The 12,678-nt window shown below is 69.4% G+C and carries 9 protein-coding genes; 2 read left to right on the forward strand and 7 right to left on the reverse strand.

Annotated features, from left to right (window positions below; genetic code table 11):
* Positions 1 to 37 precede the first annotated feature (37 nt).
* The 4 genes from OV208_RS12180 to OV208_RS12195 all read right to left on the reverse strand — a co-directional run bounded on the left by OV208_RS12180 (position 38) and on the right by OV208_RS12195 (position 8,014).
* Positions 38 to 2,242, reverse strand: coding sequence for a DUF4082 domain-containing protein (locus OV208_RS12180; RefSeq protein ID WP_267574001.1), 2,205 nt, complete (start codon positions 2,240 to 2,242; stop codon positions 38 to 40).
* Between the two features lie 253 nt (positions 2,243 to 2,495).
* On the reverse strand, positions 2,496 to 3,842 hold the full coding sequence (locus OV208_RS12185; RefSeq protein WP_267574002.1) for a hypothetical protein: 1,347 nt from the start codon (positions 3,840 to 3,842) through the stop codon (positions 2,496 to 2,498).
* Between the two features lie 213 nt (positions 3,843 to 4,055).
* Complete coding sequence (locus OV208_RS12190; RefSeq protein WP_267574003.1) at positions 4,056 to 7,121, reverse strand: serine/threonine-protein kinase; 3,066 nt, start codon at positions 7,119 to 7,121, stop codon at positions 4,056 to 4,058.
* On the reverse strand, positions 7,118 to 8,014 hold the full coding sequence (locus OV208_RS12195; protein WP_267574004.1) for a transcriptional regulator: 897 nt from the start codon (positions 8,012 to 8,014) through the stop codon (positions 7,118 to 7,120). Before OV208_RS12195 ends, OV208_RS12190 begins: the two co-directional genes overlap by 4 nt.
* A 559-nt stretch (positions 8,015 to 8,573) precedes the next feature.
* Between OV208_RS12195 and OV208_RS12200 the strand changes: the two genes are divergently transcribed.
* Positions 8,574 to 9,581, forward strand: coding sequence for a hypothetical protein (locus OV208_RS12200; RefSeq protein ID WP_267574005.1), 1,008 nt, complete (start codon positions 8,574 to 8,576; stop codon positions 9,579 to 9,581).
* 9 nt (positions 9,582 to 9,590) lie between these two features.
* Positions 9,591 to 9,731 carry a hypothetical protein gene (locus tag OV208_RS12205; RefSeq protein ID WP_267574006.1) on the forward strand — a complete coding sequence of 47 codons (141 nt, stop codon included), beginning with the start codon at positions 9,591 to 9,593 and terminating at the stop codon, positions 9,729 to 9,731.
* A gap of 81 nt (positions 9,732 to 9,812) precedes the next feature.
* Here the strand turns inward: OV208_RS12205 and OV208_RS12210 are convergent, their stop codons facing one another.
* Genes OV208_RS12210 through OV208_RS12220 form a run of 3 tightly spaced genes read right to left on the reverse strand, consistent with a single transcriptional unit; the run spans position 9,813 to position 12,672 of the window.
* The gene (locus tag OV208_RS12210) at positions 9,813 to 11,360 is read right to left on the reverse strand and encodes a formylglycine-generating enzyme family protein (RefSeq protein ID WP_267574007.1); all 1,548 of its coding nucleotides are present in this window, start codon (positions 11,358 to 11,360) and stop codon (positions 9,813 to 9,815) included.
* Positions 11,360 to 12,127, reverse strand: a complete 768-nt coding sequence (locus OV208_RS12215) for a hypothetical protein (RefSeq protein ID WP_267574008.1) — start codon at positions 12,125 to 12,127, stop codon at positions 11,360 to 11,362. The genes OV208_RS12210 and OV208_RS12215 overlap by 1 nt, the downstream gene beginning before the upstream one ends.
* A 17-nt stretch (positions 12,128 to 12,144) precedes the next feature.
* Entirely contained in the window at positions 12,145 to 12,672 is a 528-nt protein-coding gene (locus tag OV208_RS12220) for a hypothetical protein (protein WP_267574009.1), read from the reverse strand.
* Between the last annotated feature and the right edge of the window lie 6 nt (positions 12,673 to 12,678).

The raw sequence follows: 12,678 nt of genomic DNA on the forward strand, positions 1-12,678 counted from the left end.
CGCAGGGGGCGGGGTGGGGTACCCCGCGGTCAGGGGCTCAGGGCAGCGGCGACAGCTCGATGTTGTCGAAGTTCGTGTCCCAGCCGTTTGACGTCGCCAGGGTGACGTACGAGCAGGTGCCCTGCCAGTTCGTCACGACGTGGGTCACCTGCCCCTGCGTCAGGGTGAAGGTGCGCGTGGGCTGATTGAAGCAGCTCACGGTGAGCGTCGCGCCCGCGTCCCAGGTGAACGCGTCGAGTCCGACGACGGTCCGCGGCCCATGGATGCTGAGCTCCCCCTGGTTCATCCCCCCGCCGTTGAACGAGACGCTCTTCGTGGTGAACCCGCCCCAGGGCGACGCGAGGTACCAGTGGTTCTGCACGAAGTAGAAGGGGCCGTGGATCCCGGTGAGGGGCCCGTCCTCGCCGTCGAAGGTATCGAAGGTGACCACGTTCGTCGCGGGGCCAATGGGGATCGTCAGGGTGCTGGTGTTGTTGGCCGGGACGTTGTCCGTCTCGGAGGCCGTGACGGTCGCCTGGAACTGGAACGTCCCGGCGACTGAAGGCACCAGCGTCATGCGGATGACGGCGTCCTGCCCGGCGGGCAGGCTCGTGATGTCACAGTGCATGATGTTGCTGACCCAGTAGCCGCACGTGCCCACCGACGCCTCCGGCGTGAAGGCGTAGGGCGCGAGTCCGGCGGGAACGGGAATGTCGAACGAGAGGTTGGTGGCCGCCCGCGTGCCGTGGTTCGTCACCGTGACCTCATAGGAGAGCGCCTGGCCCCGGACGCCCGCCCCGGCGGGGAAGTCGTGCTGCACGGACAGGTCGACCGGGGACGCATCACCCGTGGCGGGCACGAAGGCCACGTCCACCCAGAAGTTGGCGTTGTAGTACGTGTCCGAGGGGAAGCCGCTGCCATTGAGGTGGCGCACCCCGTTGCCGCCCGCCGCGACCGAGGACGGTGCGTGCAGGGGCGGCATGTCCACGCCCGCGCTGCTGAAGTAGGAGCTCGTGATGGCGTAGTAGCCCCCGGGCGCGAAGTACGACACGACATAGGTCGTATTCGCGGCAAGGCTCACCGGCGTCGTGAACGCCAGCTCACGCCAGCCGAAGCCGCTCTCCACGGGCGCCTGCACGGTGGTCCCCAGCAGCGTGCCGGTGGCGCTCCACAGGTGGCCCACGGCCGGAGGGGTGTCCATGCCGCTCTTGTAATAGCGGACCTTCGTCACGGTGCCCGCGACGTCCGTGTGGAACTTCAGCCCCACCTCGGCCGGCGTGGCGTCCCCGTTGATGGCATGCGGGTCGCCCGTCACCACGTTCCACAGGCTGCACGGGTTGCAGGTGCTGCTCGCGAGCGTGGTCGCGGTGACGGTGGCGGACGCGGGACCCACGTTGCCGGCGGCGTCACGGCCGCGCACGGTGTACGTGTAAGCGGTGGCGGGCGTCAGGCCGGTGTCGCGGTAGCTCGTGGTGGTGCCGGGCAGCTCCGCGAGGAGCTGGCTGCCCCGGTACACCCGGTGCGCGCGCGCGTTGCCCTGCATCTCGCCATTGCCGTCCACGGAGGCGTACCAGGTCAGGTCGATGGCGGTGGACGAGTTGGGCGTCGCCACCACGTTGGTGGGGGCCGTCGGGGGCGTGGTGTCGTTGGGCTGGAAGGCCACGTCCACCCAGTAGTTGCTGGCCTGGAAGCTGTCGGTGGGAAAGCCGCTCGTGCCGTAGCGATACAGGCCGTTGCCGCTCCCCGTTCCGCTCGCGGGCGCATGCAGGGGCGGCGCATCCAGCGCGGAGGCGAAGCCGTTGCTCGTCACCGCGTAGTGCCCCGCGGGCGCGTGGTACGACACGACGTAGTTCGTGTCCGCCGTGATGTTGACCGGCGTGGCGAAGCGCACCTCCTGCCAGCCAGAGGCCGTCTCCCCCTGGAAGGTGGCGGTGGCCAGCAGCGACCCCGTCGCGGACCAGAGGCTGCCGGTGTGCGTCCCCGTGTTGCCCGCGCCCTTGTAGAAGCGCACGCCCTTGAGCTGCCCGGGCGCATCGCTGCGGAAGCGCATCCCCAGCTCCACCGCGGCGCTGTCATTCGCGGCCGCCACGGCCGGCACCTCGGAGGCGCCAAAGAGGGCGCGCTCGCCCGTCAGCAGCGGCTGCGCGGCCTGCTCGGTGCGCGGTGCATCCGTGGCGGAAGGCTCTCCAGCGCCGCAGCCCGTCTGTATTCCTGTGAAACCCAATAGCAGCGACGTGATCCAGAATGATGAACGGCTCAGCACGGCGGACTCCCTTGTGATGAAAGCGGGAGGTGGGATCGCACAGTGCTGGTTTTGGAGTCGAGCATTTCCTGGAGAACGGCTTCGTCGCGGAAACCGCCCAGCGGTTACTGGGCGAAGTACCCGCGCAACTGCACCTGGGCCGGAGCGTCCGGTCGTCCGGGCCGGGTTCAGGAAGGAGGGTAGCCCCCCCCGGCAGCCTCAATCGCTCGCGCGGGAGGGGGGAGTGATGGGCGTTGGATGGGAAGGGTGCGCGTCAGTGGCCCGTCAGTCCCTTGAGCAGGAAGCCGTCCTCGGCGCCGCGTGAGACGTAGTTCGTTCCGCCAATGCGGAGGGTGCCCGAGTAGTAGCCCGCCCCCACGAACGCGCCCTGCTTGTTCACGGACACGTCCGTGAAATACGGGCGCTCGGTCACGTCGTAGGCGCGCAGCCAGTGCTGCTGTCCGCCAATCCGGTCGAGCCGCGCGGTGAAGAGCTTGTAGCCGGAGGCGGAGCTGGCGGCCGTGTCATGCCCGCCCACCACGACGCTGTCGTCCTCGCCCATCGCGACCGCGCCCACCACCTGCGGATAGCTCTTCGCCCAGCGCTCGTCGCCAGCCCGGGTCCACGCGACGAGGAAGCCGCCGTTGCCCGAGGAGGGATTCGGAACGTTCTTTCCCGCGAACGTGAAGGGGAAATTGAACTGGCCACCGGCGACCACGCGGTTGCCATGCACGGCCACGCCGAGCGGAGCCCCGGCCGCGCCGTCCAGGCGCCGCTTCCACGTCACCGCGCCGGAAGGGGTGACCTTCCAGACCTCCGGATCGGGGTACCAGAAGCCCGCGAGGTAGAGGTCATCCGCTTCATCCACCGCGACGCTGGTGCCACCGCTCAGGTTCAATTGCTCCCGCAGCGTCCACCGCGGCGTGCCCGCGGCGTTGAACTTCGTGAGGAAGGTGGTCGTGACGTCCGTCACCTGCGAGGAGACGGGGCCCTGGCCGAAGTCCACCGTGAGGTAGGCGGTGCCCGTCAGCGCGATGGCGTCGTGCGAGTCGGTGACCAGGTCGCGTGGAGAGATGATGCCCGTGAAGTGCCGGGCCCACTGGAACTGCCCCGTCTTGCGCAGCTTCAGCAGGAAGGCCCCTGCCGGTTGCACGCCCCCGCCCAGGTTCAGGGGCAGGGCCGATTCGCCGGAGATGATGACGTTGCGCTCCCGGTCCACCGCGAGCGCTGGCGCGCTGATGAAGGCCTGCGCTCCAGCGGAGAGGTCGCCCTCGAAGTTCCGGGTCCACAACAGCGCGCCGCCCGACGTGTACTTCGCGACCGCGAAGCCAAACTGGTTGGGATTGCCGGAGCCCACGGGCCCGCCGCCCAGGTCCACGCTGCCCTGGTACTGGAACAGCATCAGGATGTTGCCGTCGCGGTCGAACGCCACGGCCCGGGCCTCATCCTGCAGGGGGGAGCCCAGTTGCTTCACCCAGACCAGGGCTCCGCCCGCGAGTCCGGCTTCCTGCGTCTGGGATGGCGCTTCGAATTCCTCCGGGGCCGCGCACCCGCCAAGCGCCATCACCGCCGTGACGCCCAAGAGCCACCGCCATCCCGCCGTCATCCGCATCTCAACCATGTGCACCCCCGCTGCCCGCGAATGCAGACAGCCAGGGCGAGTTAGGAATGCGGCGGGCCCGGAGACACTGCTCCGGAGGGCCGTGTGGGCACCGACGGGTGAACAGTCATTGGGGGCGCGACGTCCTGGCTCAGTAGCAGATGGGTTGTCCCATGAGCGGCGTGTTCGTCGTCATGTCACAGGCGCAGTCGCGCGCCTTGCGGTTGAATGAGGCTACCCTCGACAGTGTCCCAGCTCGGCCCGGGCCTCCGCCGTCTCCTGGGCATGGGCCTTGCTCCACACGGCCAGTTCCTCCCAGGCGCGTCGCGCCTCTTCACAGGCCGCTTCCACCGCGCCCGTCAGCCGGAGCGCCCGCGCGAGCCGGCGACGCACCCTGGGGACGCGCGCGGAGATCACCTGCCGCGACGTGAGCACCTCCAGCGCGGTCCGCAGCGGTGCCAGGGCCTCGGCGGGTTGGCCTCGCGCGAGGTGCACGTCCCCCAGCAGGAGCAGCGCCTCGATGCGCTCGGACGACGAAGGCCCCAGGTCCCGCTCCATGCTCGCGAGCGCCTGCTCCACATGACGCCGGGCCTCATCCACCCGCCCCAGGAAGAGGAGGGCATCCGCCAGGGCACGCAGCCCCGCGCCATCCACCTCGCCCCGGCCGAGCAGGGGTTGCTGGAGCAGGACGCCGCGCGCGTGGAAGCCTCGCGCCTCTTCCGGACGCCCCAGCAGGCGCAGCAGCCTCCCCACTTCGTGGACGTCCAGGGCCACCTCCGGGTGGGAGGCGCCATAGACGCGCTCGCGATGCGCCAGGACGCGCCGGACGTGCTCCAGCTCCCGAGCACGCTCGCCCTGTTCTCCCAGGACGCCGAACCGGTTCGACGCCAGCCCCATCAGCACCGGGCTGCCGGCCTCCACGCTCTTGAGCGCCAGGGCCCAGCTCTCCTCCGCGGCTTCCCGCGCCTGGGCCGCATGTCCCCACTCGAAGTAGACGAGGGCCAGGTTGGACAACGTCCGGGCCACCGACAGGTTCTCCTCGCCCAGCGTCCGGCGAAGGATTCCGAGCGCCCGCTGGAGGACGGCCTCGGCCCTCGCCAGTTCGCCCAGGAGGGCCAGGGTGCCCCCCAGGTTCGCCAGGGCCCGTCCCGTGTCCCGGTGCGCCGGACCGAAGTGCTCCTCATGGAGCCGCAGCGCCTCCTCCTGCCAACGCTTCGCCTCCAGGAGCCGCCCCTGTTGCTGGGCCAGCAGGCCCAGCCGGCCGCTCAGCTCCGCGTGCGCGAACGTCTGGCCCCGCGCGCTGGCGGTCTCCAGCGAGGCCCGCAGCAGCGGCTCCGCCTCCGTGAAGCGGCCCTCCTGCTCCAGCAGTTCCGCCTGCATCTGGTCCAGCAGGGTGTCCAGCTCGGCGTCTCGCAGCGTCTCCGCCACGGCCCGGGCGCGTTGGAGGAAAGGCCACGCCTCCGGGGGGCGCCCCAGGCCGTACCCGTGCAGCCAGGCCTGGGAGAGCAGCACCCGCGCGAGCACGCCCAGATGCCGTCCCGCTTCGGCCGCCAACGCGCCCCGGGCCAGGGATTCTCTCGCGTCCTCGAACGCTTCCGCGTCCTCCTGCAAGCGAGCGCAGAGGTGATGCGCCTCCGCCTCCAGGGGCCGGTGCCGGGTGGCGAGCGCACGCTCCCGGGCGGGCAGTGCGATCCGCAGCGCCTCGGGGGTATGGCCCGCGAGCAGCTCCGCGCTCGCACGCGCCAGCTCCGCGCGCACCGCATCCACCTCCGCGCGGACCCCCGGGTCTTCTGGAGGAGACACGGCCTCCTGCAACGTGCGCACATCCGCGCAGCGGCCCACGCCTGGGAGCGAGGCCCCCAGCCCGAAGCCCCGCTCCACCGTCCGCGCGTCCGCGCCCTGGAGCGCCACCGTCAGCCGTGACAGCTCTCCCAGCCGCTGGTCCAGACACGTCATCCGAAGCCCCAGCACCGCCTCGGGCTGCTCGCCGAAGACGCGAGTCGCCTCGCACGCGGACTGATGCGCGCGCGTCCAGTCCTGGGTCCACCGCTCCAGCGTGGAGGCCACGGCCTGGAACGAGGCCGCGGCGGCGGGGTCCTCCGTCCTCAGGAAGGCCTGTCGCGTGGACTCCCGCACGGACGCGTCCCAGATGCCCGCGAGGTGCCGCTCACTGCCCTGGCAGGCCTCTGCCGGTGTCGCCGCTGAAGGTCCCAGCACGAGGAACCCCAGGCCCACCAGTCCTCCCGCGAGCACCGCCGTGGCGGCGCTGCGCTTCCAGGCCCCCGCCTCCCGCGAGAGGCGGGCCCGCAGCGCCTGCATGGACTCGAAGCGCCGCGATGGGTCCACGGAGAGTCCGCGCCGGACCACGGCCTTGAGCCACGAGGGCACGTCTCGCTTCTCGGGACGCACCTCCTGGCGCAGCATGGACGCCAGCAGCTCCTCGCGAGTGGCGCCCGCGAAGGGCCGCTGCCCGTTGAGCGCCTCGTAGAGCGCGACGCAGAAGGCGAACTGGTCGGAGCGGGCATTCCCCCGCTCTCCGCGAAGCTGCTCCGGCGCGCCATAGGCGGGGGTCCCCAGGAACGCCCCGGTGACGGTGAGCGGCGCTTCGCTGGAGACGAAGGCCTCGTCCTCCCGGTGAGGCCCCAGCCCTCCCGCGGCGTTCGCCAGGCCGAAGTCGGTGATGCGCACCTGGCCGTCGCGCGTCAGCAGGACGTTGTCGGGCTTGAAGTCGCGGTGGATGATGCCTAGCGCGTGGGTGGCCGCGAGCCCCTCCGCCGCCTGGATGAAGCGCGCGAGGATCTCCCGGCGCGCTCGGGGCTTCTCCAGCAGCCACCGTCGGAGCGTGCCTCCCTCGACGAGCTCCATCACCAGGAAGAGCTGCCCCTGGAACTCCCCCACGTCGTGCAGTTGGGCGACATGGGGGTGCGACAGCCGGGCCATCGTGCGGGCCTCGCGCTCCAGCCGCTGACGTGCCTGGGAAAGAGAGCCCTCCCCGAGCCTCGCGAGGTTCAGCAGCTTGAGCGCCACCTTGCGATCCAACTCCGGGTCATGGGCGGCATGGACGCGCCCCATGCCTCCCTCACCGAGCAGACCGAGCACGATGTACCGCCCCACGCGAGAGCCTGAGACGAGCAGCCCGGTGTCGAACAGCGGTGGAGGCATCTCCAGCCCGCCCAGTGCGGCGAGCACGCTCCGGCACTCCGGGCAGCCGACGACATGCAGGCGCACGGCCGCCGTGTCCTCAGGGTCCAACGCGCCGCTCGCATAACCTGAGAGCGCGTTCTCATCCGGGCAGCTCATTCGCGCCCCGCGAGCAGGCCGGAGAGGCTCAGGTCCAGCCGTCCATGGATGGCGCGCATGAGGCTGTCGACTTCCGGCTCGGGCAGCGACAGGCGTTCGGTGAGCGCGCGCCGCGTCCGCTTCTCCAACCGCGTCTGCACCGCGGAGAGCCGGCGTGAGAGGGTGGACTTGTGCAGGCCGAACAGGGCGCCCATCCGCTCCAGGGAGAGGCGCTCGACGAAGTGCAGCCGCAGCAGCTCCCGGTCCTCGTCGTCCAGCGAGGCCACCGCCTGGATGAAGGCCGCGCGCACATGTCCCCGGGCCTCCTCCCGGACGAAGCCCAGCTCCAGCCCTCCCGGCGCGGGGTGCGCGGCGAGCACCTCGGCCTCCACGTGCGACGCTTCCCCTTGCGCCTTGCGCATCCTCAACGCGAGCCGCACCGCGGAGATGCTCACCCAGTGCAGCAGCGGGCCCACGCCCGAGTAGCCGAGCAGGCGTGAAGGAGCCTCCGCGCGAGGCATCAGGAGGTGGGTCCGGAGCACCTGCAGTACTTCGTCAACGAACACCGGCGAGGGATGGATGCGGGACAGGGGAACGCGCAGCTTGAGGAGGACCTCCTGTTCCAGGAGCGTCCGGGCCGCCGGCAGCCCCTGGGCGCAGGAGAGCGCGAGCGCGAGGTCCCGGACATGCAGTCGCTCCAGGGCGAGCATCGGGTCCGCCGCTCCCGAAAGCCGGGTCCCGAGGTGTCGCGCGAAGTCGCCCGGCTCGGGAGCGGCGTCGCGGAGGGCCGCGACCTGGGAGAGGGCGCGCTCCACGGCCTGCCGGGCTCCCGGAGCCTCCCGGAGGAGGGCGGAGGACCGCTCGCCGACGGACTGCAACACCTTCTCGAAGGACTCGGAGTCAGCCCCATGCATCCCAAGCACTCCCGACATCAGGACCACGGGTCGACAGGGCCGGGGCCACGCCCATGCATCTACCACGAAGGCCCGCGCGCACTGAACGCCACGCGGGTGGGAATGCGCGCCGCCGTGCCCTCGGCGGGCGGCTGTCCGGAGCCCCGGCGATGAGCAGCACGATGGTGCGGGTCATCATGTTGGGCCAGGGCTTTCGGGGCAGTGCCCCACAGGGCCGGCCCAGGCCCGGCTTCCCCTTCTACCCCTGACCCAATTTTCACAGACGTCTGCGGAGGGATGTTCCGACCAGTTGTTGCCCACCTCGGCTGCAACAAGCAGAGCCGGTGAGGCCGAATTATGACGCAGCCGCCAAGATGGCATCCGGCGGAGGTACGTGGAGTCCCGGGACTCCCGATGCCATCGACAAGGAACAGTGCGTCGTCATTTGCCGGCGTCAGAGGAAGAAGGTCACCCTCCCCAATGGGTGATCACTGGGTGCCCCGACGCGCTGCGAGGTCAACGGCCGTCCCGGGACACTTGTGATTCTTGACTAGGTATTGAAACGTGCCGAGAGTTGGGCATGGCCAAGTGCATGACCTGTCGGGAGAAATCCCAAGCGCTTCCGTTCGGCGCCTGGATCCTACGAGGCTTCTGTTCCGTGGAGTGCCTGTTCGCCTACCCCTCCGTGGAGGCGATTTTCCAGGCACTGCGCAGAGAGAAGGCGCTCTTCTTCTTTTTCCCGAGCATCCCCAACAACGCGCTGTCGCAAGGCCAGCAGATGGGGCAGGGCGGCACCAACAGCGTCTATCGGGTCAACGAGACGCCTCGGTTCCTCATCAAGGACGCCGGCTCAGGAGGCAGGGAGGACTCACGTGAATACCGGTCCCTCATGGAGATGGAGGCCATTGGCCTGAAGACGGTCGTCAAGGGGTTGCACCGCAACGCAGGCAAGCTGATGCTTGTCATGGAGTCCGTCAGCGGCGGGACCGACAGCAAGAGCATCATCGGCTATCAGCGGACGCTCAAGGACTACGTCGATACGAAAAAGAGCGCTCCTGCCCCCAACCCCCAGCTGACCCGGTTCGTGACCAAGAAGAGCATCGAGCAATTGATGTTGTGCTGGGGGCAGATGGTCCTGCACGAGAAGAGCTTTGGTGACTTCCAGTTCATGCTGAACGCTGAAGGGGACGTGTTCCTGAACGATCCGACGAATGTCGAGAACAGGAAGCCGAGCAACACCATCCAGGTGATCATCCAGGCTTTCATCGATACCTGGGAGTATAAGGCGTTCCAGCTCTACTTTGAGATGGATTTCACGTGGCGGGAGTTCAAGCTCGCCAAGGAAAAGATCATCAAGCGGATTCAATCGAGCTTCTACCTGGAGTTCGCCAAAGCCGTGAAGCTGCACAAGGGCGAGAAGCTCAAGCCCATCGCCCCTGCCTTCAAAATGCTCAGCCACGATTTCTTCGCTCCCGCCTTCTTCGAGAGCACCTTGTTTGTGTTGAAGGCCGACCTTCTTCTTGATGGATTTTGTTGCATTAAATTGGGAGACGACTCCTATGGCTATTACTCGGAGCAATGGGGATGAGAGTCTGCCGTGACGAGCGAGTTCCTGGAGGAGGACAACCAGGTGCGTGACGTCACGCTCAACGCCATTGAGGTTCCAGGCGGCTTCGGCCAGCATGGGGTGGCTCGTCGCTGGTTGCTGGAACGCCGCCAGCGGTGGGTGTCAACGTAGAGTGCCGACCCTCGCTCCTGAGTCCTGTTGTGCCACCTTGAGCCCCTTCGAGTTCGTGGTGCTGCCCTTTGCTGGGTTGGCTCAAGGCTGTAGCGCCAATACCCACCGCACCGCGCCGCGCGCCGCCGAGTCCGCCTCCGCCACGTCGCGTCTGACTGAGCACAGCGGTTGGTCTCGTCCGCCACACAGCAGGTGCCCGCCCGTCTTCTCATCCGCGGCCCACTGCGGAAGCGAACCCACCAACCCTGCCACGCCCCACGGAGAAGTGTGCGAAGCCCCATCGTCCCGCATCGAGTTCCCCCAGGGGAACAGCCGCCCATCCGGACCGCGCGCCGCCATCTCCCACGCCTCACCGGAAGGCAATCGCAGCTCGACGCCCTCAATCCGTGACAGCGCCGCGCACACCTGTTCGGCCTGGGCCCAGGTGCAAGGCGCCGCTTCCTCCGCGTCCGCGCTCGCCGTCCCCATGGGCCCCTGCGCCGCCGCCAGCGCCCACGTCGAAGCGGCCCGACTCACCGGAACCCGCGCCACGAAGAGCCCCGGCGACGGGACCCGCCGCAACGTCGCACCCGTCCCCAGCCAGTGCTCCACCGCCGGGACCCAGCGAGCCTCCAGCCCGGAGCGCCGCAGCCGGTAGGTGCCCTCATGCGCCACCAGCGCCTCCGGCAGGACCTGCGGCGGACTGCCCAGGTCCACGGGCGTCGTGAGCGCATGCAACAGCAGCGTGGGATCATCCCGAACCTCCGCCGGCCCCGACAGCGCCCGCAGCAGCGGCGCCATCCGTTCCCGCTTCGGTGAACCCTCCGGCGGCAGCGGCCGTCCCGCGAGCACCCCCGCCACCAGCTCCCGCAGGCCCGAATAGAACAGCCGGTCCCGGGGATCCGCGCCCTCCCGCGTGGACGTGGGCATCTTCGCCGCGAGCAGCGCCGGAATCACCGCGCGGGCCTGGAGCCGAGCCGCGGCCATCACCGCCGTCACCCGCACCTCCGCGTCCGCATCCACCAGCGCCGAGTTCAACACCGCGTCGATGTGCGGATTGGATTGCGGATGATCCTGGATGAGCCAGCGCAGCACCTGCCGCCGCTGCTCCTCCCCCGGCAGATGCGCGAACAGGACGGAGCGCTCCGGATGCGCCCGCTTCTCCGCCTCCAGCACCTGGAACGCTTCCGTCACCCCCGCCGGGACAAGCTGCGCATGCACATGCTCGGCGGTGCGTGAAACGCTCTCCTCCGGATGGAAGCGCAGCGCCGCCACGCGCTCCAGCGACGAGCGCTCCCGCAGCTCCCCGGTGGCGAGCAACCCCAGCAACACCTCTTTCGTCTCCCGCGACGCCAGCAACGTCGCGAGCGCCGGGGCGTCCAGCACCGGCACCTGCCGCCGCACCGCGTTCCAGCCTTCCACCGCGTCCCGCCCGTGGAACTGGAGCACCCGCAGCCTCACCACGGGGTTGAACGAGTACTGAAGCTCCGTGCCCTTCGCGCGATGCACATACACCGCCAGCTCCGGTTCGCCGGGGATGAGCGGCGGTGTCTGGCTTTCGGACTGGAGGAACCAGCCCAGCCCCTCCAGCACGCGGTCCAGCGCCTCGAAGGCGAAGTTCGGCCGGGCGACGAGGGTTGGGGAAGGCATCAGGCGGGCTTCACGCGCGAGTGAAGGGCCTCCGCGACCTCCGCGACCGGGCGGTGCTCGAACCCGACGTGGTAGGCGCGCGCCGCCCAGAAGAGGTCCTTCCATTCGAGCGTGTCGGCGGCGGACTTCAGGGGGAACACCTCCACGAACATGTCCCACGCCGGGCGGACCTCCTCGGCCCGGGCCTGCTGCCGCAGTGCCGTCGCGAGGTAGCGGACGAAGCCCTGCACGTTGAGCCCGAAGGTCTGTCCCGGCGTGAAGGTCGCGGGAAGCTTGTCCCCCCCGACGAACCGCGCCGCGAGGTCCGGCAGCCCCTGGGCGAGCGACACCAGGCCACAGCGGTACGCCATCTCCTCGTGCAGCGTCCGGTGTGCCTTCATCAAGGCCTCCAGCCAGGTCTCCACGGGCGTACGGGCGAGCAGCCCGTCCTCCAGCCCCAGACACTCCAGCGTGTTCACGAACGACAGGGTGTCGACGACCTGAACGGGCATCAGGTCCTCGAAGCCCCTCGCGACCTGCTCGAGCGCGGGTTCTGCCAGGAGGGCCAGTGGCTCCGCCAGCGCCCGGCCCTCGGTGGGGCCACACAGCACGATTGCCCGGCTGAGTGTGTTGATCACGGTGCCCACCTTCCGCATGGGGGCATTCGCGCGTGCCAGCACGGAGGGCGTCAGCCGCGTGATCAACTCCTTCGCATCAGCGCCTTGGCGGCCACCAGAGCCGAAGAGGTCACTCCAGGTGCTGGGGTTGTTGTTCAGCGGGTCCGCCATGCGTCCTCCTTCGCCCGTCATTGTTGCTGCTTGCGTCGCTCGAAGATCGCGAGGTGACGCTTCCGTCGCGCGCGGTACTCCTCCTTGACGTGCTCCGCCGCCTGTCGCAACCGCGCTGGCAGCACGCCACCCTCCACCTGGGCCTGGAGCTTGGGCAGGAAGCGCGACACGGCCTGGACGCTCGGGTTCTTGCGCCGCTTCAGCCGCTCCGCGTTGTCCCGGGCCCACTCCGCGTAGTCCAACCCCTGGGTCAGCTCCACCAATGCGTCCACGTCCTGTTCGGTCAGCGTGAACTCCTCCAGGTAGTCTTCCGCCGTTCCGTACTCCTTCTTCTCCTCCGGAAACTCCGCTGTGGTGAGCACCAGTCCCTTGGCGATGCCCTCGTCCAGGGGGGGAATGGTCTTGAGGGGCGTGTCACAGAACGGGCAGGCATCCGGGTCCGGACGCACGACGGTTTCGCGCCGGGTGACCACCAGCTTCTGATGCACGGTGAACTTCGAACCGCACACGTAGCAGGTGACTGTTCTCGAAGGTTCACCGCGCATGACGTG

The organism is Corallococcus sp. bb12-1 (assembly GCF_026626765.1).
GTDB lineage: Bacteria > Myxococcota > Myxococcia > Myxococcales > Myxococcaceae > Corallococcus > Corallococcus terminator.

Excerpts from the sequence above, each read along its gene's own strand:
- OV208_RS12185 (WP_267574002.1), bottom strand. The coding sequence starts at position 3,842 with ATGGTTGAGATGCGGATGACGGCGGGATGGCGGTGGCTCTTGGGCGTC.
- OV208_RS12190 (WP_267574003.1), bottom strand. The coding sequence starts at position 7,121 with ATGAGCTGCCCGGATGAGAACGCGCTCTCAGGTTATGCGAGCGGCGCG.
- OV208_RS12195 (WP_267574004.1), bottom strand. The coding sequence starts at position 8,014 with ATGCATGGGGCTGACTCCGAGTCCTTCGAGAAGGTGTTGCAGTCCGTC.
- OV208_RS12200 (WP_267574005.1), top strand. The coding sequence starts at position 8,574 with ATGGCCAAGTGCATGACCTGTCGGGAGAAATCCCAAGCGCTTCCGTTC.
- OV208_RS12210 (WP_267574007.1), bottom strand. The coding sequence starts at position 11,360 with ATGCCTTCCCCAACCCTCGTCGCCCGGCCGAACTTCGCCTTCGAGGCG.
- OV208_RS12215 (WP_267574008.1), bottom strand. The coding sequence starts at position 12,127 with ATGGCGGACCCGCTGAACAACAACCCCAGCACCTGGAGTGACCTCTTC.
- OV208_RS12220 (WP_267574009.1), bottom strand. The coding sequence starts at position 12,672 with ATGCGCGGTGAACCTTCGAGAACAGTCACCTGCTACGTGTGCGGTTCG.